At 60.4% G+C, this 22,188-nt stretch carries 23 protein-coding genes; 11 read left to right on the plus strand and 12 right to left on the minus strand.

The genetic code is table 11. The features are described 5' to 3' along the window. Positions 1-5: 5 nt before the first annotated feature. On the minus strand, positions 6-1,298 hold the full coding sequence (gene tcuC / locus AB4N53_RS04115; RefSeq protein ID WP_460118397.1) for a tricarballylate/proton symporter TcuC: 1,293 nt from the start codon (positions 1,296-1,298) through the stop codon (positions 6-8). A gap of 525 nt (positions 1,299-1,823) precedes the next feature. Between tcuC and AB4N53_RS04120 the strand changes: the two genes are divergently transcribed. After that, positions 1,824-2,132: an RcnB family protein gene (locus AB4N53_RS04120; RefSeq protein WP_460118399.1), complete on the plus strand. Its 309-nt coding sequence runs from the start codon at positions 1,824-1,826 to the stop codon at positions 2,130-2,132. A 19-nt stretch (positions 2,133-2,151) separates the two neighbouring features. Here AB4N53_RS04120 and AB4N53_RS04125 read toward each other — a convergent pair whose 3' ends face one another. Then, positions 2,152-2,463 (minus strand): protealysin inhibitor emfourin, encoded by a 312-nt coding sequence (locus tag AB4N53_RS04125; protein WP_460118401.1) that lies wholly within the window; start codon positions 2,461-2,463, stop codon positions 2,152-2,154. A gap of 14 nt (positions 2,464-2,477) precedes the next feature. After that, positions 2,478-3,524, minus strand: a complete 1,047-nt coding sequence (locus tag AB4N53_RS04130; RefSeq protein WP_016775215.1) for a M4 family metallopeptidase — start codon at positions 3,522-3,524, stop codon at positions 2,478-2,480. A 131-nt stretch (positions 3,525-3,655) separates the two neighbouring features. On the opposite strand from AB4N53_RS04130, the gene AB4N53_RS04135 reads away from it, so the two are divergent. Continuing rightward, positions 3,656-3,994, plus strand: a complete 339-nt coding sequence (locus tag AB4N53_RS04135) for an FKBP-type peptidyl-prolyl cis-trans isomerase (protein WP_460118403.1) — start codon at positions 3,656-3,658, stop codon at positions 3,992-3,994. A 62-nt stretch (positions 3,995-4,056) separates the two neighbouring features. Here the strand turns inward: AB4N53_RS04135 and AB4N53_RS04140 are convergent, their stop codons facing one another. Beyond that, positions 4,057-4,392, minus strand: coding sequence for a hypothetical protein (locus AB4N53_RS04140; RefSeq protein WP_460118405.1), 336 nt, complete (start codon positions 4,390-4,392; stop codon positions 4,057-4,059). A 141-nt stretch (positions 4,393-4,533) separates the two neighbouring features. After that, a complete protein-coding gene (gene ftrA, locus AB4N53_RS04145) occupies positions 4,534-5,490 on the minus strand; it encodes a transcriptional regulator FtrA (RefSeq protein WP_460118407.1) in 957 nt (318 codons plus the stop codon). Between the two features lie 100 nt (positions 5,491-5,590). On the opposite strand from ftrA, the gene AB4N53_RS04150 reads away from it, so the two are divergent. The 4 genes from AB4N53_RS04150 (at position 5,591) to AB4N53_RS04165 (ending at position 9,370) form a co-directional block, all read left to right on the plus strand. After that, a complete protein-coding gene (locus tag AB4N53_RS04150; RefSeq protein WP_460118409.1) occupies positions 5,591-6,019 on the plus strand; it encodes a rhodanese-like domain-containing protein in 429 nt (142 codons plus the stop codon). Positions 6,020-6,352: 333 nt separating this feature from the next. Next, a complete protein-coding gene (locus AB4N53_RS04155) occupies positions 6,353-7,132 on the plus strand; it encodes an ABC transporter substrate-binding protein (RefSeq protein WP_460118411.1) in 780 nt (259 codons plus the stop codon). A gap of 230 nt (positions 7,133-7,362) precedes the next feature. Beyond that, complete coding sequence (locus AB4N53_RS04160) at positions 7,363-8,475, plus strand: succinylglutamate desuccinylase/aspartoacylase family protein (protein WP_460118413.1); 1,113 nt, start codon at positions 7,363-7,365, stop codon at positions 8,473-8,475. A gap of 181 nt (positions 8,476-8,656) precedes the next feature. Then, positions 8,657-9,370, plus strand: coding sequence for an alpha/beta hydrolase (locus AB4N53_RS04165; protein ID WP_460118415.1), 714 nt, complete (start codon positions 8,657-8,659; stop codon positions 9,368-9,370). On the opposite strand, the gene AB4N53_RS04170 is transcribed toward AB4N53_RS04165, so the two are convergent. Then, positions 9,360-9,917: a DcrB/PsbP domain-containing protein gene (locus AB4N53_RS04170; RefSeq protein WP_460118417.1), complete on the minus strand. Its 558-nt coding sequence runs from the start codon at positions 9,915-9,917 to the stop codon at positions 9,360-9,362. The genes AB4N53_RS04165 and AB4N53_RS04170 overlap by 11 nt on opposite strands. 83 nt (positions 9,918-10,000) lie before the next feature. Then, entirely contained in the window at positions 10,001-10,774 is a 774-nt protein-coding gene (locus tag AB4N53_RS04175; protein ID WP_460118419.1) for a hypothetical protein, read from the minus strand. Positions 10,775-10,920: 146 nt separating this feature from the next. Here AB4N53_RS04175 and AB4N53_RS04180 point away from each other — a divergent pair, with 146 nt between their 5' ends. The 4 genes from AB4N53_RS04180 to AB4N53_RS04195 all read left to right on the plus strand — a co-directional run bounded on the left by AB4N53_RS04180 (position 10,921) and on the right by AB4N53_RS04195 (position 15,086). After that, positions 10,921-11,457: a chalcone isomerase family protein gene (locus AB4N53_RS04180; protein ID WP_460118421.1), complete on the plus strand. Its 537-nt coding sequence runs from the start codon at positions 10,921-10,923 to the stop codon at positions 11,455-11,457. Between the two features lie 105 nt (positions 11,458-11,562). Then, on the plus strand, positions 11,563-12,882 hold the full coding sequence (locus AB4N53_RS04185; RefSeq protein ID WP_460118423.1) for an Nramp family divalent metal transporter: 1,320 nt from the start codon (positions 11,563-11,565) through the stop codon (positions 12,880-12,882). Positions 12,883-13,047: 165 nt separating this feature from the next. Then, positions 13,048-14,268, plus strand: a complete 1,221-nt coding sequence (locus AB4N53_RS04190) for a putative DNA modification/repair radical SAM protein (RefSeq protein ID WP_039762216.1) — start codon at positions 13,048-13,050, stop codon at positions 14,266-14,268. After that, entirely contained in the window at positions 14,265-15,086 is an 822-nt protein-coding gene (locus AB4N53_RS04195) for a TIGR03915 family putative DNA repair protein (RefSeq protein WP_460118425.1), read from the plus strand. Before AB4N53_RS04190 ends, AB4N53_RS04195 begins: the two co-directional genes overlap by 4 nt. A gap of 148 nt (positions 15,087-15,234) precedes the next feature. Here the strand turns inward: AB4N53_RS04195 and AB4N53_RS04200 are convergent, their stop codons facing one another. The 5 genes from AB4N53_RS04200 to AB4N53_RS04220 all read right to left on the minus strand — a co-directional run bounded on the left by AB4N53_RS04200 (position 15,235) and on the right by AB4N53_RS04220 (position 21,434). Then, a complete protein-coding gene (locus AB4N53_RS04200; protein ID WP_016775201.1) occupies positions 15,235-16,254 on the minus strand; it encodes a branched-chain amino acid aminotransferase in 1,020 nt (339 codons plus the stop codon). Between the two features lie 234 nt (positions 16,255-16,488). Continuing rightward, entirely contained in the window at positions 16,489-17,862 is a 1,374-nt protein-coding gene (gene lpdA, locus AB4N53_RS04205) for a dihydrolipoyl dehydrogenase (RefSeq protein ID WP_460118427.1), read from the minus strand. A gap of 4 nt (positions 17,863-17,866) precedes the next feature. Beyond that, complete coding sequence (locus AB4N53_RS04210) at positions 17,867-19,138, minus strand: dihydrolipoamide acetyltransferase family protein (RefSeq protein ID WP_460118429.1); 1,272 nt, start codon at positions 19,136-19,138, stop codon at positions 17,867-17,869. After that, positions 19,139-20,197 (minus strand): alpha-ketoacid dehydrogenase subunit beta, encoded by a 1,059-nt coding sequence (locus AB4N53_RS04215; RefSeq protein WP_007952909.1) that lies wholly within the window; start codon positions 20,195-20,197, stop codon positions 19,139-19,141. Between the two features lies 1 nt (position 20,198). Continuing rightward, positions 20,199-21,434 (minus strand): thiamine pyrophosphate-dependent enzyme, encoded by a 1,236-nt coding sequence (locus AB4N53_RS04220; protein ID WP_460118432.1) that lies wholly within the window; start codon positions 21,432-21,434, stop codon positions 20,199-20,201. A 184-nt stretch (positions 21,435-21,618) separates the two neighbouring features. Here AB4N53_RS04220 and bkdR point away from each other — a divergent pair, with 184 nt between their 5' ends. Next, the gene (gene bkdR, locus AB4N53_RS04225) at positions 21,619-22,107 is read left to right on the plus strand and encodes a Bkd operon transcriptional regulator BkdR (protein WP_039762201.1); all 489 of its coding nucleotides are present in this window, start codon (positions 21,619-21,621) and stop codon (positions 22,105-22,107) included. Positions 22,108-22,188 lie beyond the last annotated feature (81 nt).

Consider the following 22,188-nt stretch of genomic DNA (forward strand, 5'->3'; position numbering starts at 1 on the left):
ATTCCTCAGGCCGCGACAGGTTGCAGACGACCACCGGCACGGCGGTACAGATAAAGCGTGGCGCACAGCGCGCAGAGGGCACCGATGCTCATCCAGTAACCTGGCGCGGCTTTGTCGCCGGTGTACTGGATCAGGAAGGTCGACATCGCCGGGGTGAACCCGCCGAAGATCGCCGTGGCCAGGCTGTAGGCCAGCGAGAAGCCGGCGACGCGCACTTCCACCGGCATGATTTCGGTCAGCGCCGGAATCATCGCGCCGTTGTACAAGCCGTAGATGAACGACAGCCACAGCAGCGTCAGCAGCATGTTGGTGAAGCTCGGCGCCTGCACCAGGAACGACAGCGCCGGATATGTCGTGGCCAGCGCCAGCAAGGCCATGCCGATCAATACCGGACGACGGCCGATGCGGTCGGACAACGCGCCGCCAATCGGCAGCCAGAAGAAGTTCGACACACCCACCAGCAGCGTCACCAGCAGCGCGTCGGAAGTGCTCAGGTGCAGCACGGTTTTACCGAAGGTCGGTGCGTACACGGTGATCAGGTAGAACGCGGTGGTGGTCAGCGCGACCATCAGCATTCCGCCGAGCACCACGCCCCAGTTCTGGCCGAGGGTGCGGAATACTTCGCGCATGCTCGGGCGATGTTTACGCGCGGCGAACTCTTCGGTTTCCGCCAGATTGCGGCGCAGGAAAAAGATGAACGGGACGATCATGCAGCCGACGAAAAACGGAATGCGCCAGCCCCACGCGGCCACGGCTTGCGGCTCCATCCACTGGTTCAGACCGTAGCCCAGCGCGGCCGCGACGATGATCGCCACTTGCTGACTGGCCGACTGCCAAGCGGTGAAAAAGCCTTTGCGCCCCGGCGTGGCGATCTCGGACAGATACACCGAAACACCACCAAGTTCCGCACCGGCCGAGAAGCCTTGCAGCAACCGGCCAATCAGCACCAGTGCCGGGGCGAACAGGCCAATGGTTTCGTATCCGGGCACCAGCACAATCAATATCGTGCCGCTGGCCATGATCGACAGGGTGACGATCAGACCTTTGCGCCGGCCGACATCATCGATGTATGCGCCGAGCACAATGGCGCCCAGCGGACGCATCAGGAAGCCTGCGCCGAACACCGCGAACGTCATCATCAGGGAGGCGAACTCGCTGCTCGCCGGGAAGAACACCGCCGCGATCTGCGTGGCGTAGAAGCCGAACAGAAAGAAGTCGAACTGTTCGAGGAAGTTGCCCGAGGTCACCCGGAAGATGGCACCGGCCCGCGAGCCGTTGGTAGGGATTGAGGCTGTCATTGGAAAGTACTCCACCGCTTTTATGACGTGCGCTACGGAGAAGCGGCGCACGGTTTTTATTGAGGTGGATGGTGGCGCAGATGTAACAATCTGTTAATTGCATTGTTGGCATGGATTGATGCGTAGGGCGGATCAATCCCTCCACTCAGCCTCCCGACGTTGCTGGTGGATCAAGATCGAAAGCGGTACTCGAGCTAACGCTCATCGTGTAGGAGCTGCCGAAGGCTGCGATCTTTTGATCTGGTTTTTGCTGTTGTAGGAGTGAGCCTGCTCGCGATAGCGGTATCTCAGGCGAAAACGATGTTTGCCAGTCGAAGGTGTATCGCGAGCAGGCTCACTCCTACAGGGACCGGAGCTCTGGTCAAAAAATGTGGTGAAGCACCAATCCCTGTGGGAGCTGGCCTGCCAGCGATGGCGGTCTGATGGACAAAGCCTTCTGACGGCCACATCCGGCAAAAAACAAGGAATGTTTCCCGCGCCGCGCAGTCGGAGTTCAGGTACTACTCATCTGAAAGAGGTTCACCGATGAACAGCAAAACCCTAATCGCCAGCCTGGCCCTCGCTGCCGGTATTGCCGGGATCACGCCCATTGTTCAAGCGGCGCAAACCTCCAGCGATCCCTCTGTGCAATCGCCGACCAGCGATCGCCAGTTGAAGGTCAATGACCGCGCGCCGGAAATGTATCAGCGCGAAGACAAGGCGCTGAAGAACTGGAAAGCCAAAGGTCTGAAAGCACCGATCGAGCAGGCGCAGTGGGTGCAGATCAATGACAAGTACGTGATGGTGATGATCACCAACGGCACGATTGTCGAGATGCAGCCGGTCGAGAAATAGTCTGAATATCGGGGGAGCGTTACAAAAGCTCCCCCTTGTCCCACAAATGCACCAGCTCCCCCGGTGCCCGATCCTCCGGCACCTTCAACACCATTTCCCCGGACTGATAGCGCACTTCAATCTGGTAGAAGCGCTGATCCCCACGTCCCGATTCGCTATTGTCCAGTGGCAGGCAACCTTCGAGCACCGAGCAGATCCTTGAACGCTGACTGATATCGCACTGGGCAAATTCGATTTCCCTTGGGCGGCTCAGGCTGTGAATCGCTGCAACGCCACCCTGGCGAGATACGCGCAAAACGGAATCTTTATCCAGCTCGGGTAGCGTTTTCATACGGTCTCCTCGGATTATTCGATACCGACCTGTGCCCAGGCTTGCTGCACTGCGTCGGCTGCTTCGGCGCCGAAGCGCTCGCCGGCGTGGTTGATCGTCAGTTTTGCGAACGCGTCGAACGTTGCGTCCTGTTTCAATCGGTCATCACACAGCGTGTCGTACCAGATGCGTCCGGCTTTTTCCCAGGCGAAGCCGCCAAACGCTCGGGCTGCCAGGTAAAACGCGCGGTTGGGAATGCCGGAGTTGATGTGTACGCCGCCATTGTCTTCGCTGGTGATGACGAACTTGCGCATGTGATCCGGTTGCGGATCCTTGCCCAGCATCGGGTCGTCGTATGCCGTGCCGGGGTGCGACATCGAGCGCAGGCCCTTGCCCTGGATCTGTGGCATCAGCAGGTCGGCGCCGATCAACCAGTCTGCCTGCTCGGCGGTCTCGCCGAGGGTGTACTGCTTGGTCAGCACGCCGAATACGTCCGAGAGCGACTCGTTCAACGCGCCGGACTGGTTGGCATAAATCAGCCCGGCTTCGCTTTCGGTGACGCCGTGGGCCAGTTCATGGCCGATGACGTCGAGCGAGCGGGTGAAGCGCTGGAAGATTTCGCCATCACCGTCACCGAAGACCATCTGCGCGCCATTCCAGAACGCGTTTTCGTAGGCTTGCCCGTAATGCACACTGCCGATCAGCGCGAATCCCTGATTGTCGATCGAGTCGCGACCGAGCACCTTCCAGAAGAAATCATAGCTGGCGCCCAGCGCATCGTAAGCCTCGTCGACCGCCGGGTCCCCCGATGCCGGCTGGCCCTCGAGGCGCACCGGCATGCCCGGCAAGAGCATTTTGTTCTGCGCATCATGCACGCTGCGCCGCGCCAGGCCAGGCTTGCTCGCCTCCGGCAGAATCGCCCGCGCCGGCGGCTGCGAAGGACGGCCGGGGTTGGGCAGCAGGCTGCGTACATGATTGAGCGTCTGCATCGCGGCGTTGCGCTGCGGCTCGGAGCCGTGGGCAATGATGCGGTTGAGAATGTAGGGCGGGATGAAACTGCGGAGCAATCGAGAGTCGGTCATCTAAGCATCCTTGTCGTCATACGATGTCGATACACATGTGAGCGGCGATGCGTGTTTTCGGTTCCATGGATTGCCATCGACGCCGGATTCTGCGAAAAACGCCGCCTGCGAACATCTCAAGAGCCAACGACATGACAGACGAACTGCAAATCATCGACCTGCAACCGGGCGACGGCAAAGCCGCTGTGAAAGGCGCGCTGATCACCACCCAATACACCGGCTGGCTGGAAGACGGCACTGAATTCGACTCATCCGGGAGCCGAGGCAAACCGTTTCAGTGCGTGATCGGCACTGGACGCGTGATCAAAGGCTGGGATCAGGGCCTGATGGGCATGCAGGTCGGCGGCAAACGCAAATTGCTGGTACCGGCGCATCTGGGCTACGGCGAGCGGAGCATGGGCAAGATCCCGCCGAATTCGAATCTGGTGTTTGAGATTGAGTTGCTGGAGGTTTTGACGCGGGAGGATTGAGGTCTGAGGAGCGTGCGTCTGGATGACGCCACCCTCATCCAAACGCTTGCAACTTCGGATGCTCAGGTGAACATCTCTATATCGTCAATTGTGTCCTCAATGACGCCCTGCAACGAGGGCATCCGACGCCTTACGTTTTCGAGCGCCGGCAAAACGGTTTCGGCATCCAGTCTTCCATGTCGACGAGCGATATGGCCCAGGGCGGTGATGGCAGAGGCAGCGATCGATTCGGTTTCGCTGGAGAGATACTTGGCGCAGATTTCCTCTGCCCAACTGCCATCGGGTTCATTCAAGCCAATGGAGATCAGTGCGCAAATCACATCCTCCTGAGCGCCGCTGGTCAGTAATCGTTCGGATTCATCATGATCTATTGACGGGTCTTGGTAGGTGAGTTTCATTGGCGCAGCTGTGTCCTTTTTGGCTGTTAACGGATTGACGAGACGTGTGCCTCGCCAGCAGGCCCGCTCCCACAGAGTTGACGGCGTTTGCCAGTGCACTGCATGTCGACCAGCGCTGCATCAAGCCATCATCGCCTTACCCTACCGCCCAAACCGCTCCCGATAAACCGACGGCGGCACGCCCACCACGCTGCGAAACGCCACACGAAAACTTTCTACCGAGCGATAGCCGCAGCGCTGGGCGATCTGCTCGGTGTGTTGATGGGTGCTCTCGAGCAGCTCCCGCGCTCGCGCCAGGCGTTCATGTTGCAGCCACGCCTTGGGCGTTTGCCCGCTGGCTTCGGTGAAGCGCCGCAAAAACGTGCGCTCGCTCATCGCCGCTTCACTGGCCAGATCGCGGACTTCCAGCGGTTCGTGCAGGCGTTCGCGGGCCCATTGCATGATGCGCGACAGGTCGCTGCGGGGTGTCGGGCTGACCGGGGTGGGGATGAATTGGGCCTGGCCGCCGTTGCGTTGCGGCGACATGACCAGGCGCCGCGCGACGGCGTTGGCGACCTGCGTGCCGAAGTCACGTGTCACTAGATGCAGGCAGGCGTCGATGCCGGCCGCGCTGCCGGCGGAGGTAATGAGTTGGCCGGCGTCGACATAAAGCACGTCCGGATCGACCTCAATGGCCGGGAAGCGTTGCGCCAGTTCACCGGTGTAGCGCCAGTGCGTGGTGGCGCGGTGGCCGTCGAGCAGGCCGCTGGCGGCGAGGACGAACACGCCCGAGCAGATCGACAGCAACCGCGCGCCTCGTTCATGCGCCCGACGCAACGCGTCGATCAGCGCAGGCGGTACCGGGGCGTTGCGGTCGCGCCAGCCCGGAATGACGATGGTGCGCGCTGCGGCGAGCAGTTCCAGGCCACCATCGGCCAGCACCTGAATGCCGCCCATGGCGCGCATCGGGCCTTTGTCGACCGCGGCAATCGCGTGTTCGTACCAAGGGAAGTCGAACTCTGGCCGGGCCAGGCCGAAGATCTCGACAGCAATGCCGAACTCGAATGTGCAGAGGCCGTCGTAGGCCAGAATGGCAACCAGATTGGGCTGAGTGGGCATTTGGCGGAAAACTCCCGGTCGGTGTCTTGCGCGCCACTGTAGCGGCAAGCGCCGTCTCGATAAAGTCTGTTCATACCCCACAGACAAAGGAGCGACACACATGAGCAGCCTGGTTCGCGAAATCCCTGCGGCCCCTTCGGCGATTGCCCTGATGCATTTCAGCAATCGTCTGACCTTCGAAACCGATTGTTCCGACGTGTTTAGTAGCCAAGAGGCCGGGGAGGTCGATTTTGTTCTGGTGGATGTGCGCGGCCCATTGGCGTTCGAGCGCGGCCATGTGCCCGGCGCGATCAATATCCCGACCCGCTTGCTCACGGCGGAGCGCTTGGCCGATTACCCAAGACACACTTTGTTCGTGGTCTACTGCGCCGGACCCCATTGCAACGGCGCGAACAAGGCTGCGGTGAAGCTGGCGGCGTTGGGCTATCCGGTCAAGGAGATGATCGGCGGCGTTACTGGATGGCTGGATGAAGGTTTCAAACTGAGCGCGGTTTCAGCAGCCAACACACCTGTGGCCTGCGAATGCTGACGTTTCTGTAGGAGCTGCCGAAGGCTGCGATCTTTTGATCTTGATCTCAAAAAACAAGATCAAAAGATCGCAGCCTTCGGCAGGTCCTACAGGGGAATCAGCATTTTTTGCTCTGAAAACATTCCTGTCCTACAGCCTTCGCACCACCACGGCGCACGCCTTGACCCTCGTCAATGCGTGCGCCGATGTTCTGTAAGTATTTGTCGCTTAAAAACAATTGCCCCCGTGCGCGTCGCCATAGACTGCCGGCCACTTCGGTTTTTGCCGTTAGAACGCCATGACCGAATGCTGAATCGAAAGCTGCCAATAAAAGCCTCCGCACGGGAGTAATAAATGAAAAAGCTAGTGATGTTCGGTGCCCTGGCACTGTCGATGTTGTCCCTCACCGCTGTGGCCGAAGACGCCAAGCCGATCCGCATCGGTATCGAAGCCGGTTACCCGCCATTCTCGATGAAAACCCCTGACGGCAAACTCACTGGTTTTGACGTGGACATCGGCGATGCGCTGTGCGCGCAGATGAAGGTCAAATGCACGTGGGTCGAGCAAGAGTTCGATGGCCTGATCCCGGCACTGAAAGTGAAAAAAATCGACGTGATTCTGTCGTCGATGACCATCACTGACGACCGCAAGAAAAACGTCGATTTCACCATCAAGTACTACCACACCCCGGCGCGCTTCGTGATGAAGGAAGGCTCCGGTGTGAAAGACCCGCTGACCGAACTCAAAGGCAAGAAAGTCGGTGTGCTGCGCGCCAGTACTCACGACCGTTACGCGACCGAAGTGCTGGTTCCGGCCGGGATCGAACTGGTGCGCTACGGCTCGCAGCAGGAAGCCAACCTCGACATGGTCTCCGGACGTATCGACGCGATGCTGGCCGACTCGGTCAACCTCAGCGACGGTTTCCTGAAAACCGACGCTGGCAAAGGCTTCGAATTCGTCGGCCCGACCTATGAAGACGCCAAGTACTTCGGCGGCGGTGCTGGCATTGCCGTGCGCAAGGGCGATACCGCGCTGGCTGAGCAGTTCAACAAAGCCATCACCGACATCCGCGCCAATGGCGAGTACAAGAAAGTCCAGGACAAGTACTTCGACTTTGACGTGTACGGCCATTAATACGCCGTGAAAAAAAGTGGCCACCGTTTGCGCGGTGGCCACTTTTTTTATGTTCTTTTATTGATGGAAATTCTCTGTGGGAGCGAGCCTGCTCGCGAAAGCGGTCTGACATTCGACATCGACATCGACATCGACATCGACATCGACATCGTCATCGTCTGACCTGACGCATTCGCGAGCAGGCTCGCTCCCACAGGGTTTTGCGTAACCCAGCTATTGAGGAGTTTCACATGCAACGCATCGACCACGTTCTGCCCTGGAGCCACTTGGGCAGCGAGCGCTCCCTCAGCGTGTTCCGTTACGGCGCTGGCAGCCGGAAAGTCTATATCCAGGCCAGCCTGCATGCCGATGAACTGCCGGGCATGCGCACCGCGTGGGAACTCAAGCTGCGTTTGAACGAACTGGAACAGCAGGGCCGCTTGCAGGGCGTCATCGAACTGGTGCCGGTGGCCAATCCGATCGGCCTGGATCAGCATCTGCAAGGCAATCACATGGGCCGCTTCGAACTGGGCAGCGGCAAGAACTTCAATCGCTCATTCGTCGAGCTCAGCGCCCCGGTAGCGGCGCTGGTTGGCGAGCGTCTGGGCGCGGATGCCGAAGCCAATATTGCGCTGATCCGTCAGACCATGGCTCAGGTCTTTGATGAGTTGCCGGCAGCAAAGTCGCAATTGGAGGCCTTGCATCGCTTGTTGCTGCGCCACGCCTGCGACGCCGACATCACCCTCGATTTGCATTGCGACTTCGACGCTGCGATTCACCTTTACGCGCTGCCGCAACACTGGCCGCATTGGCAATCATTGGCGGCGCGGTTGAAGGCGGGCGTCGCATTGCTCTGCGAAGATTCCGGCGGCAGCTCGTTCGATGAATCGTGCTCGACGCCGTGGTTGCGTCTGGCCAAAGCCTTCCCCAACGCGGCGATTCCGCCGGCTAACCTGGCGACCACGCTGGAGCTGGGCAGCATGGGCGACACCCGCGTCGATCAGGCTCAGGCCAATTGCGAAGCGATTCTGGGCTTTCTCGCCGAGCAGGGCTTCATCAGCGGCGAATGGCCGGCGGCGCCGAGCGAATGTTGTGAAGGTCTGCCGTTTGAAGGCACTGAATACCTGTTTGCGCCGCACCACGGCGTGGTCAGTTTCTTGCGCAATGCCGGCGAGTGGGTAGAGCAGGGCGACGCGTTGTTCGAAGTCGTCGATCCACTGCAGGATCGCGTAACCACCGTGCGCGCCGGCACCAGCGGGGTGCTGTTTGCGATTGATCGCGGGCGTTATACCGAGCCGGGGATCTGGCAGGCGAAAGTGGCAGGGCGGGTGCCGTTTCGTACCGGCAAGCTGACCAACGACTGACAGGTTGCGGTAAATGTGCGGGCCTCTTCGCGAGCAGGCTCGCTCCCACAAGGGAACGCATTTCAACGGTGGGAGCGAGCCTGCTCGCGAAAGGGCCATCAGCCACGCCACAAAATTTGGTTCCTCAGCCGAGAATGTTAGGCTCCCCCGCGAACCCGACACTCTGTGAAGGAACGCTGCAATGCTGAAGATCTTCGCTCTGCTAACCCTGCTCGCATCCACCGCCGTCCAGGCGCAAACCACCCTGCAATCCGATCTGCCACTCAAGTACCTCGAACAGGTCCACGCAGACGCCGAGCCGCGTCCGCTGGTGATTTTCCTGCACGGTTACGGCAGTAACGAGGCCGATCTGATCGGCATGAAATTTCAGCTGCCGGCACAGTACAACTACCTGTCGGTGCGCGCGCCGATGACGTTGGGTGAAGGACGTTACCAGTGGTTTCGCAAGAAGGGCGAAGGTGCCTACAACGGCGAGACCGATGATCTGAAGGTCAGCGGTCAGAAGCTGCGCGACTTTATCGCCCAGGCCGCGAGGAAATATCACGCCGCGCCGGACAAGGTATACCTGATCGGTTTTAGCCAGGGCGCGATGATGAGTTACGAAGTGGGCCTGCGCGCCCCGGCGGCCGTGGGCGGCTTTGCCGCGTTGAGCGGGCGCTTGTTGCCGGTGCTCAAAGCCGAACTCAAGCCTGGCCAGCCGCTGCCGCTGAGCATCTTTATCGGCCACGGCACTGCCGATGACCCGGTGCCTTACCGTCACGGCACCGAGGCCAACGCGCTATTGCAGAAGCTCGATTACAAGCCTGAGTTTCACGCTTATCCGGGCGTCGGCCACAGTATCAGTGCTGCCGAATTGCGCGATCTGAATGGCTGGCTGCAGCGGCTCAATCCTTGACGATGGTTTTGACCAAAGCATCGTGACCTTTCTTGTCGCTGGCGCGGGAAATCACCTGCACCAGCGCCATCTTCGTTCCGGAGCCTGCCAGCAGCGTGGTGTTGAGGGTCTGGCCACCGCCCTGGGTGGCGGTGCTGTCAACCTGGCGCAGGCCGAGGCCGGTGCCTTTCTGGGTCAGGCTTTTCTCGCTGAGCTTGTTGAAGTCTGGCAGAGCCTTGCGCTGATCGTCGATGAAACTCGACACGCTGCCGTCGAGAAATTCACTGTCGTTATCCTTGACGTTCTGCCCTGCGGGGATCTGGTTTTCGGCGGCGATAACCACGGTTTTGGTGGTCTGATTAGTGTACATGGTGCCCTTGGCCCCGCTCGGGCTGGCGGGCAACGGGTCGGCGACAAAGCCTTTGGGCAGGACAAAGGCAAACTTGCCGTCAAGCAGCGAGACCTTTTCGGTTTTGACTTTTTCCTTGGCGGCGTGTGCGTTGATCGCGGCGAAACCGGCGACGGCCGCCAACATCAGGACGACGGCTTTTTTGCTCAACAATGACATCTGAATCTCCGGGAAGTGGTCGCGCGAGGCGGCCGATCATCCCACGGAGCACACCAGGCGTTCCAGCGCGATTCGTCCGGGCGCTATTGTGCTTGCGCCTTCGCCACTGGTCGCGCCAGCAGCCGTCGGGTCACCCCGAGCATGGCCACAGACACTGCCACTCCCACTGCGAAGCCGCTGAGGCCCATGCTCGGCAGCGTCAAGGCCGACACCAGGCAGAACGCCGAAAACGAATACATGCCGGTCGCCGTTGCGCGCAATAACGCAGCGGTAAAAGCCGGGCCTCGGGTTTGTTGCGAGAACACCGCCATGACGCTGCCCAGCACCGGGAACACAGCGAGCAGGCCGCTCCAGCGTTCGCCGACGGTGCTCGCCAGCATCGTCACCACCAGCGTCAGCGCCGCGCCGGCGATCATCCGCCAGATCAGTTTGTCCGACTTCGGTGCTGGCCCGTTCAATACTGGATGCACCTCAGGGAACAGATAAGGCGAAGCGAGCAGTGCCACCGCTGCCGCAATCACCGAGAACGGCAAGGACGCCGGAATTACCGACAACACCGCCGCCAGTACGCCCCAAACCGCCAGTGAAATTGTAAGCGCCCATGGCCAATTGGCGCGTTGCGCGACCTGCGCATAGGTGATGCAGAACGCGATCATCGCGAACATTGCCGACAGCGCCGCCACCGCCGATTGCGCGGCAAACTGCGGCCCTTGTTCGATGGCGAGGAACAACAGGATCGGCCCGACCACCACCGGCAATCCCGACAGCCACCCGGCCACGCTCGGCCCCCAACGTTTGCCTGCCAGGGAAATCAGCAGGAGAAAACCGGGAATCAGCAGCAGTTTGAGGATCAGCACGCGGGTGTCTCCATCGGGTCAGGATGAGCCACGTTAGCACTGTCGATTGAAGATTGCTGCCTATGTTCGCAATTTTTGTATACAAAAATTCAAGCGCGAATCCGGCTATGCTTTGATCATCACAATGCGGCGGAGACGATACGGCGATGAACAGAACACCCAAGCTCGTACGTGGCTGTTGTGGCATCGGCTTGTGGGCCCTGTTGCTGACGCCGACATGGGCCAATTGGCAGGACGCGGTGCCGGGGGCGCAAATCATCGGCAGCGGCGATTTCAGTGTGTTCGGCTTCGACGTTTACAGTGCGCGTCTGTGGAGTGCCGCGCGGCCTCTGGCGGACGGCCAGCCGTTTGCACTGGAACTGATCTACCGGCGCAAAATTTCGCGAGACGATCTGGTCAGCACCAGCGTCGACGAAATCAAACGTCTCGGCGGCCCCCGTGTCAGTCCGGCACAACTGGCCGATTGGCAGGTGCAGATGCAGCAATCGTTCGTCGATGTGCAGGCCGGCACACGCATCACCGGTGTGTATCTGCCGGGGCAGGGCGCGCGTTTTTTTATCGGCCAGAAGCTTCAGCATGAAATCGACGATCCGCAATTTGCCAAGGCGTTTTTTGATATCTGGCTGGATCCCCGTACGCGCAGTCCCGAGTTGCGCGAGCAGTTGCTGGGCGTGACCCCATAAGATCAGAAGATCGCAGCGCTTCGAAGGCTGCGATCTTTTGCTCTTCAACGCTTTGGTCGAAACGTCTAAGCTGCCGGGCTCCCGTGTTTGTTTCTGGATGTGTGCGTGAAATTCAGTTTGCCCAAAATCGCCACCGCGCCGTTTTGCCCGCCGGAAGTGGCCGGCAGCGTCGCGGTCGATCCTACTGCCTCGTTCTTCAAGCGCGTTTTGCGTTTCGCCGGCCCAGGTTTGCTGGTGTCGATTGGCTACATGGACCCGGGCAACTGGGCGACCGCGATCGAGGCCGGTTCGCGTTTTGGCTACAGCCTGTTGTTCGTGGTGCTGCTGGCGAGCCTGGCCGGCATGGTGGTGCAGTGCCTGTGTTCGCGGCTGGGCATCGCCACTGGTCGCGATCTGGCGCAGCTGTCCCGCGAGCGCTACAGCACGCCGACCGCGCGTTTGCAGTGGGGCTTGGCGGAAATCTCGATCATCGCCACCGACCTCGCTGAGGTGCTTGGCTGCGCCTTGGCATTTCACCTGCTACTCGGCTGTTCGCTGACCTTCGGCATCGCTCTGACGGCGTTCGACACACTGCTGGTGCTGGCCCTGCAGAACCGTGGTTTCCGCCGTCTCGAAGCGATCATGCTGGTGCTGGTCGCGACCATCGGCGTGTGTTTTTTCGTTGAGCTGTTGCTGATCAAACCCTACTGGCCAGACGTCGCGATGGGCTTCAAACCGTCGCTGTCGGCTATTGGCGATGCTGCGCCGCTGTATCTGGCCATTGGCATCCTCGGCGCCACCGTCATGCCGCATAACCTGTATCTGCACACCTCGATCGTGCAGACGCGGATGATCGGCAAGGACCTGGCGAGCAAGCAGGACGCAGTGAAACTGGCGCGCATCGACACCATCGGTTCGCTGGCCCTGGCGCTGCTGGTCAACGCGGCGATTCTGATTCTCGCAGCGGCGGCGTTTCACCAGTCCGGGCACACCGATGTGGTCGATATTCAGGACGCTTATCACCTGCTTGATCCGCTGGTGGGCGGTGCGCTGGCGAGTGTGTTGTTCGGTGTGGCGCTGCTCGCGTCGGGACAGAGCTCGACTTTTACCGGGACCATCGCCGGGCAGGTGATCATGGAGGGCTATCTGAATCTGCGCATCCCGTGCTGGCAGCGGCGTTTGATCACTCGCGGGCTGGCGCTGATACCGGCGTTCATCGGCGTATGGCTGCTCGGGGATGGCGCGATCGGCAAGTTGCTGGTGTTGAGCCAGGTCGTGCTCAGCCTGCAACTGCCGTTCGCCTTGTACCCGCTGATTCGCATGACCAACGACCGGCAATTGATGGGGCCGTTCGTCAATCGCTGGCCGACGCGCGTTCTGGCGTGGGGTCTGTTTGTGTTGATCAGCGGGGCGAATTGCTGGTTGATCTTGCAATGGGCGGTTTGATCGCTGAGTTACGGTGACTGGCAGGGCCTCTTCGCGAGCAGGCTCGCTCCCCTGGTTGCGCGGTTGGTCGCAATTCAGATGGCCAGCCGACGAGGGGTCATCCATCAACTTGTTTCGCGGCGGGCGAGCCTATACTGTATATGCACACAGTAAAGAGTCCGCGCCATGCAAATCATCGACAAGCTCAGCATCCTCGCCGACGCCGCCAAGTACGACGCCTCCTGCGCCAGCAGTGGTGCGCCCAAGCGCAGCTCCGAGGGCAAGAGCGGGCTCGGTTCGACGGATGGCATGGGCATTTGTCACAGCTACACGCCGGACGGGCGTTGTGTGTCGTTGCTGAAAATTCTGCTGACCAACTTCTGCCTTTACGATTGCCAGTACTGCGTCAACCGCCGTTCCAGCGACGTGCCGCGTGCGCGCTTCACCCCGGAAGAAGTCGTGACGCTGACCATGGATTTCTACCGGCGCAACTGCGTCAGCGGCCTGTTTCTCAGCTCCGGAATCATCCGCTCGGCGGACTACACCATGGAGCAACTGGTGCGCGTGGCGAAGTTGCTGCGTGAAGAGCATGAGTTTCGCGGCTACATCCATCTGAAGACCATTCCCGAAGCCGATCCTGCCTTGATCGAAGAAGCCGGGCGTTATGCCGACCGTCTCAGCGTCAACATTGAATTGCCCACCGACGCCAGCCTGCAGACGCTTGCGCCGGAGAAGGACATCACCTCGATCAAGCAAGCGATGAACACCATCTACACCGGCGTGCAAACGGTGCTGAACGAGCCGCGCTCGGCAAAATTCGCCCCGGCCGGGCAAAGTACGCAATTGATTGTCGGTGCCGATGACACCGATGACAGCACCATCCTCCACAGCGCCCAATCCCTGTATGGCAACTTCCGTCTGCGCCGGGTTTATTACTCAGCATTCAGCCCGATCCCCGACAGCCCGAAAAGCGTGCCGCTCGCCGCGCCGCCGCTGATGCGCGAGCACCGTTTGTACCAGGCTGATTTCCTCCTGCGCAGCTACGGCTACAGCGCAGATGAATTACTCAAGGGGCCGGGCAATCTGGCGCTCGACATCGATCCGAAGCTGGCCTGGGCGCTGGAAAATCGCGAAGTGTTCCCGCTGGACCTCAACCGTGCCGACGCATCGCTGATCGCGCGCATTCCCGGCATCGGTTTGCGTACCACCGAGCGCCTGGTCGAGTTGCGCCGCCAGCGCCGCATCCGTTACGAAGACGTCGCGCGGATGCGCTGTGTGCTGGCCAAGGCCAAGCCGTTCATCATCACCAGCGATTACCACCCGCAACAGGCGGAAGTCACCAGCCATATGCTCTACCAGCAATTGCGCGACCGGCCGATGCCGCAGCAGATGGGGTTGTGGGGATGATCAGTCTTGATTGCGATGATCTGTTCGACACCTGGCGCCAGCAGGCGCGCTGGTTGCTCAGTCATGAAATCGATCCGAGTCTGGTGAGCTGGGCGGCGGAGGGCGTTGGCGATCTGTTTGCCAGTGATGATCCTGTTCCCGAAGGGCAGGGGCCGTTTCAGGCGCGTATTCCGCGCGCGCTGCTCGACACCCTCGAACAAGCGGCGCGCTATCGCGGCGAGCAACGCTGGAGCTTGTTGTATGAAGTGCTGTGGCGCGTCAGTCATGGCGATCGTACGGCGATGATGGCCGGCGATAAACTCGGCAGCGAGTTGCAGCGCCGCATCAAGCAGGTCAGCCGCGAGGCCCATCATCTGCATGCATTCGTGCGTTTCATCGAGCGGCCGAAGGATCTGCCCGGCCCGCAATACGTGGCGTGGCACGAGCCGGCCCATGACATCCTGCACAGCGCCAGTGAGCATTTCATCGGGCGCATGGGCCAGCATCGCTGGTTGATCGCCACGCCGCGCGATGGTGTGTACTACGACGGTGAGCAGTTGATTCACGAGCGCCAGTGCCCGATTGAATGGCAACAGCTGGCGCAGAATGTCGACGACCCGCATGGCGATCTTTGGTTGACCTACTACAGCCACATCTTCAACCCGGCGCGTTTGAACCCGAAGGTCATGCAGGGGCATCTGCCGGTTCGTTTCTGGAAGAACCTGCCGGAGGGCGAGTTGATACCGGGATTGATCACCCAGGCGCGGATGGGCAAGCAGCAGAATGGGCAGGCGAGTGGGATTGCCAGTCGAGCCGGGAAGCGGATTGCTTTGAAATAGAAGATCAAAAGATCGCAGCCTTCGGCAGCTCCTACACGGTCTCTGTAGGAGCTGCCGAAGGCTGCGATCTTTTGACTTTTTGTAGCCCAATAAAAAGCCCTCCATCAATCACTCAATGGAGGGCTTTTCCACATCAATAACTGTCAATTCAAACTTTGACGATCCAGCCCGCTGGCGCTTCGATGTCGCCGGTCTGCACGCCAGTCAGCTCTTTGTAGAGCTGCTGGGTCACCGGGCCTACCTCGGTTTCGCTATGGAATACATGCAGATGATCGTTGTAGCTGATGCCACCAATCGGCGTGATCACTGCTGCGGTACCGCAGGCACCGGCTTCCTTGAAGTCCGACAGCTTATCGATCAGCACGTCGCCTTCAACCACTTCCAGGCCCAGACGCGATTTGGCCAGTTCGATCAGCGACAGGCGGGTGATGCCTGGCAGGACCGACGGCGAGTTCGGGGTTACGAACTTGTTGTCGTGGGTGATCCCGAAGAAGTTGGCCGAACCGACTTCCTCGATCTTGGTGTGGGTCATCGGATCGAGGTAGATCGCGTCGGCGAAGTTGGCTTTCTTGGCCTTCGAGCCCGGCATCAGGCTGGCGGCGTAGTTGCCGCCGACCTTGGCCGCACCGGTGCCTTGTGGGGCCGCGCGGTCGTAGCTGGAGATCTGGAAGTTGTGCGGGGTCAGGCCGCCCTTGAAGTAGGCGCCGACCGGAATGCAGAAGATCGAGAAGATGAACTCGGGCGCGGTGCGTACGCCGATGTTGTCACCAACGCCGATTACGAACGGGCGCAGGTACAGCGCGCCGCCGGTGCCGTACGGCGGGATGAAACGCTCGTTGGCGCGGACCACGGCTTTGCAGGCTTCGATGAACTGCTCGGTATCGACCGTCGGCATCAGCAGACGCGCGCAGCTGCGTTGCATGCGCAGGGCGTTCTGGTCCGGGCGGAACAGGTTGATCGAACCGTCCTTGCAACGATAGGCCTTCATGCCTTCGAAGCACTGCTGACCATAGTGAAGGGCTGTGGAGCCTTCGCTGATGTGCAGGACGTTATCTTCGGTCAGGGTGCCTTTGTCCCACTCGCCATCGCGAAAGTACGACAGATAGCGCTTGTCGGTCTTGATGTAGTCAAAACCCAGCTTGTCCCAATTGATGCTTTCGTTACCCATGACACCCTCTATCACTGAACAACCGCCGAAACGGTTCAAGGCTTCTGACGTTTTTTTGGATGGGCACAACAATACTTCATTCTTGAGCGGTTTCGCAGCCCGGACTATCGGATGACGCTCAGATAAATAGTGTTGCCCTCAAGAATTCGCGAGCAGGCTCGCTCCCACATTTGAAATGCATTCCCATTGTGGGAGCGAGCCTGCTCGCGAAGGGGCCATCACTGCCACCGCACATCACATATGCAACGCATGCCCGAGGGCACGCAATGCCGCTTCCTGCACCGCTTCGCCCAAGGTTGGGTGCGCATGAATGGTGCCGCCGATGTCTTCCAGCCGCGCGCCCATTTCCAGGCTTTGTGCAAACGCCGTCGACAATTCGGAAGCCCCAACACCCACCGCTTGCCAACCGACAATCACATGATTATCCCGACGAGCAACCACGCGCACGAAGCCGCTTTTCGATTCCAGGGTCATCGCCCGGCCGTTGGCGGCGAACGGGAAGCTGGAAACGATGCAGTCCACGCCGGCCGCCTTGGCTTCGTCCGGGGTCTTGCCGACCACCACCAGTTCCGGGTCGGTAAAACACACGGCAGCGATGGCGGTGGGGGTAAACTCACGGGTTTTGCCGCTGATCAGCTCGGCAACCATCTCGCCTTGGGCCATGGCGCGGTGAGCAAGCATCGGTTCGCCGCTGACATCGCCAATGGCGTAGACATTGCGCATACTGGTCTGGCAACGGCTGTCTATCTTGATCGCCGAACCGTTCATATCCAGGTTCAGCGCTTCGAGATTGAAGCCTTGAGTATTGGGTTTGCGTCCGACCGCGACCAGCACCTGATCAGTTTCCAGGTTCAAGGTTTCGCCCTCGGGATCGCGCACCTGCAATGTGCCGTCGAAACCCAGCACGCTGTGCTTGAGGTACAGCTTCACGCCCAGTTGCTTCAGCGCTTCATGTACCGGTTGCGTCAGTTCTGCGTCATAGGCCGGCAGAATCCGGTCCTGCGCCTCGACCACGCTGACGTCGGCGCCGAGCTTGCGATAGGCAATGCCCAATTCCAGGCCGATGTAACCACCGCCGACCACGACCAGGCGTTTTGGCACGGACGTCGGCGCCAGCGCTTCGGTGGAGGAGATGATCGGCGCGCCAATCGGCAGGATCGGCAGGTTGACGCTGGTCGAACCGGTGGCCAGCACCAGATGCTCGCACTGGATTCGCGTATCGCTGACTTCCACGGTTTTGCCATCGATGATTTTCGCCCAGCCATTCACGACCTGGACCTTGTTCTTCTTCAGCAGCGCAGCGACGCCAGTGGTCAGGCGATCAACGATGCCGTCCTTCCACTCAACGCTTTTGCTGATATCCAGGGTCGGCGCGGCAACGCTGATGCCGAGCGCTGAATGCTGACTGTGATGCTGCGTCTGGTGGAACTGCTCAGCCACATGAATCAGCGCTTTTGACGGAATGCAGCCGATATTCAGGCAGGTGCCGCCCAACGATTGGCCTTCGACCAAAATGGTCGGGATACCCAGTTGCCCGGCGCGGATCGCGGTGACGTAACCGCCGGGGCCGCCGCCGATGATCAGCAGCGTGGTGTTCAGAGATTGCATTCCATTACTCCACAAACAAGGTAGCGGGTTGTTCGAGCAAGCCACGGATGGCCTGAATGAAGAGCGCCGCATCCATGCCATCGACCACGCGGTGATCGAAGGAGCTGGAGAGGTTCATCATCTTGCGGATCACCACTTGGCCTTTGACCACCATTGGCCGCTCGACGATTTTGTTCACGCCGACGATGGCCACTTCCGGCAGGTTCAGCACCGGCGTGCTGACAATACCGCCCAACGCGCCGAGGCTGGTCAGGGTGATGCTCGAGCCGGACAGTTCATCGCGGCTGGCCTTGCCATTGCGCGCGGCGTTGGCCAGGCGCGAGATCTCGGCGGCGCTGTCCCACAGGCTGCGCGCTTCGGCGTGACGCACGACTGGCACCATCAGCCCGACATCGCTTTGCGTGGCGACACCGACATGCACCGCGCCGAGGCGGGTGATGACTTGCGCTTCGTCGTCGTAACGGGCGTTCATCTGCGGGAAGTCGCGCAGGGCCACAACCAGCGCGCGAACGAGGAACGGCAGCAAGGTCAACTTGCCACGACTGGCGCCGTGCTTTTCATTCAGATGCGCGCGCAGTTCTTCGATCGCGGTGACGTCGATTTCCTCGACGTAGCTGAAATGCGCGGCACGCTGAGTAGCATCCTGCATGCGTTGAGCGATCTTGCGGCGCATGCCGATCACTTGAATCTGTTCTTCGTCGTTGCGTTGGGCGTAAGCGGCAGCTGGCGCCGAAGCGTTCGACTGACCTTGCGCCAGATAAGCCTCGAGGTCTTCGTGTAGCACACGCCCGGCCGGGCCGGTGCCGCGGACCAGACGCAACTGGATGCCCAGATCCAACGCGTGTTTGCGCACGGCCGGCGAGGCGAGCGGGCGTTCGTCTGCTTCGCGAGCAACCATCGGGCCTTGGCAGGCTGGAGCAGGGGCAGGGTGCGGCGCGGCTGCAACAGGTTTGCTCTCCACAACGGCTTCAACTGTCGGTGCAACTGGCTCTTTCGTAACAACAGGCGCGGCGGACTCTTTAAGGTTGCCAGCCCCTTCGACTTCGATGCTGATCAGCACACTGCCGACCGCCATCACTTCACCCGGCTGACCACCAAGAGCAATCACCTTGCCATGCACCGGCGACGGAATATCGACCATCGCCTTGTCGGTCATCACATCCGCCAGCACCTGGTCTTCAACCACCAGATCGCCAACTTTGACGTGCCACTGCGACAGTTCTACTTCTGCGATGCCTTCGCCGATGTCCGGCATCTTGATAACGTGCGTGCCCATTCAGACCTCCATGACCCGTTTCAACGCCGCACCCACTCGGGACGGCCCTGGGAAATACGCCCACTCCTGCGCGTGCGGGTAGGGCGTGTCCCAACCGGTGACGCGTTCGATCGGCGCTTCCAGGTGATGGAAGCAGTGCTCTTGCACCAGCGACACCAGTTCGGCGCCGAAACCGCAAGTGCGGGTGGCTTCGTGAACCACCACGCAGCGGCCGGTTTTCTTCACTGACTTGACGATGGTTTCCAGGTCCAGCGGCCACAGGCTGCGCAGGTCAATGACCTCGGCATCGACGCCGGATTCTTCGGCAGCGACTTGCGATACATACACGGTGGTGCCGTAAGTCAGCACGGTCACGTCCTTGCCCGGGCGGGTGATCGCAGCGACGTCCAGCGGCACGGTGTAATAGCCGTCCGGCACTTGCGCGGCAGGGTGTTTCGACCACGGGGTTACCGGGCGGTCGTGATGGCCGTCGAACGGGCCGTTGTACAGGCGTTTCGGCTCAAGGAAGATCACCGGGTCATCGTTTTCGATGGAGGCGATCAGCAGGCCTTTAGCGTCATACGGGTTGGACGGCATGACCGTGCGCAAGCCGCACACCTGGGTGAACATCGCCTCGATGCTCTGGCTGTGAGTCTGGCCGCCGTAGATACCGCCGCCGCACGGCATGCGCAGGGTCATCGGTGCGGTGAATTCGCCGGCCGAGCGATAACGCAGACGCGCCGCTTCGGAAATGATCTGGTCGGAGGCGGGGTAGACGTAGTCGGCGAACTGGATTTCGGCGACCGGGCGCAGTCCGTAAGCGCCCATGCCAACGGCCACGCCGACGATGCCGCTTTCCGAAATCGGCGCGTCGAACACGCGCGAGGTGCCGTACTTGGTCTGCAGGCCTTCGGTGCAGCGGAACACACCGCCGAAGTAACCGACGTCCTGGCCGAAGACGACGACGTTGTCATCACGCTCAAGCATCACATCCATGGCCGAGCGCAGGGCCTGGATCATGGTCATGGTGGTCGTGGTCATGGCGGTTTCCAACTGAATATTGTTGTTGTGATCGTTCATGTCAGATCCCCAACTGCTGACGCTGGCGCTTCAAGTGCTCCGGCATCTCTTTGTAGACGTCTTCGAACATGGTCGCGGCGCTCGGAATCTGGCCACCGGCGAGGGTGCCGTACTGTTCGGCCTGTTTCTGCGCGGCGATGACTTCGGCTTCGAGGTCGGCGCTGACGGTGGCGTGCTCTTCCTCGGACCAGTGGCCGGCTTTGATCAGGTGTTGTTTCAGACGCGCAATCGGATCGCCGAGAGGGAAGTGGCTCCAGTCATCGGCGGGGCGGTATTTCGAGGGATCGTCGGAGGTCGAGTGCGGGCCGGCGCGGTAGGTGACCCATTCGATCATGGTCGGGCCGAGATTGCGCCGGGCGCGCTCGGCAGCCCAGGCGGAAGCGGCGTAGACGGCGTAGAAGTCGTTGCCATCGACACGCAGCGAAGCGATGCCGCAACCGACGCCGCGTCCGGCGAAGGTGGTGGCTTCACCACCGGCAATCGCCTGGAAGGTGGAAATCGCCCACTGATTGTTGACGACGTTAAGAATCACCGGCGCGCGGTAAACGTGGGCGAAGGTCAGGGCGGTGTGGAAGTCGGATTCGGCGGTGGCGCCGTCACCAATCCACGCCGAGGCGATTTTGGTGTCGCCCTTGATCGCCGAGGCCATGCCCCAGCCGACGCCTTGAATGAACTGGGTGGCGAGGTTGCCGGAAATGGTGAAGAACCCGGCGTCCTTGACCGAATACATGATCGGCAACTGGCGGCCCTTGAGCGGATCGCGCTCGTTGGACAGCAACTGGCAGATCAGGTCGACCAGCGGCACATCGCGGGCCATCAGGATGCTTTGCTGGCGGTAGGTCGGGAAGCACATATCGTCGATGTTCAGTGCTAACGCCTGGGCGCTGCCGATAGCTTCTTCGCCGAGGCTCTGCATGTAGAACGACATCTTTTTCTGCCGCTGGGCGACGACCATGCGGTTGTCGTAGATGCGCGTCTTGAGCATCGCGCGCATGCCTTTGCGCAGAATCTCGACCGGCACGTTTTCAGCCCAGGGGCCGAGGGCGTTGCCCTGATCGTCAAGCACGCGAATCAGGCCCCGCGCCAGGTCGGCGGTGTCGGCAGGTTCTACATCGATTGGAGGTTTGCGCACCGTACCGGCATCGGTCAGATGCAAGTAGGAAAAGTCGGTTTTGCAGCCGGGACGGCCCGAGGGTTCAGGGACGTGCAGGCGCAGCGGTTCATACGCTTGGGTCATGGCTTCTACGCTCGATCTTGTGAATTTCTTGTAGTGAGCTGGCAGTCATTCCGGGATGAGGAAATCTTGTCCTACAACAATCATAGGCGCGGGCAAGAAGAATATTTCTCTGTGTTTCGTTGCACTGGCGGCCATTTGCAGATAGAAAATCTGCATAAACATAAAAAACAGGTGGTTTTGTCTCATGCGCAAACTGGACCGTACCGATATCGGCATTCTCAACAGCCTTCAGGAGAACGCGCGCATCACCAACGCCGACCTCGCTCGCTCGGTGAACCTGTCGCCGACGCCATGCTTCAACCGGGTCAAGGCAATGGAAGAATTGGGCCTGATTCGTGAGCAGGTAACACTGCTTGACGCTGATCTGTTGGGGCTGCACGTCAACGTGTTCATTCACGTCAGCCTGGAGAAACAGGTGGAAGAAGCGCTGCAGCATTTCGAGGAAGCGATCTCGGATCGCCCCGAGGTCATGGAGTGCTATCTGATGGCCGGCGATCCGGATTATCTGATCCGCGTGCTGGTGCCGAGCATCCAGTCGCTGGAACGCTTCATGATGGATTTTCTGACCAAGGTGCCCGGCGTCGCCAACATCCGCTCGAGCTTTGCCCTCAAGCAGGTTCGCTACAAGACTGCGCTGCCCTTGCCGGCGAATGGATTGACGTTGGGCACCTGAGCGCTCCGGCAGACCTGACGACGGCGTGCCTGCGTATTCCCCAGCGGAATATCCCCCATGAAATCATTGGATTTTTCTTCC

This window comes from Pseudomonas sp. H3_E04, from assembly GCF_054668915.1.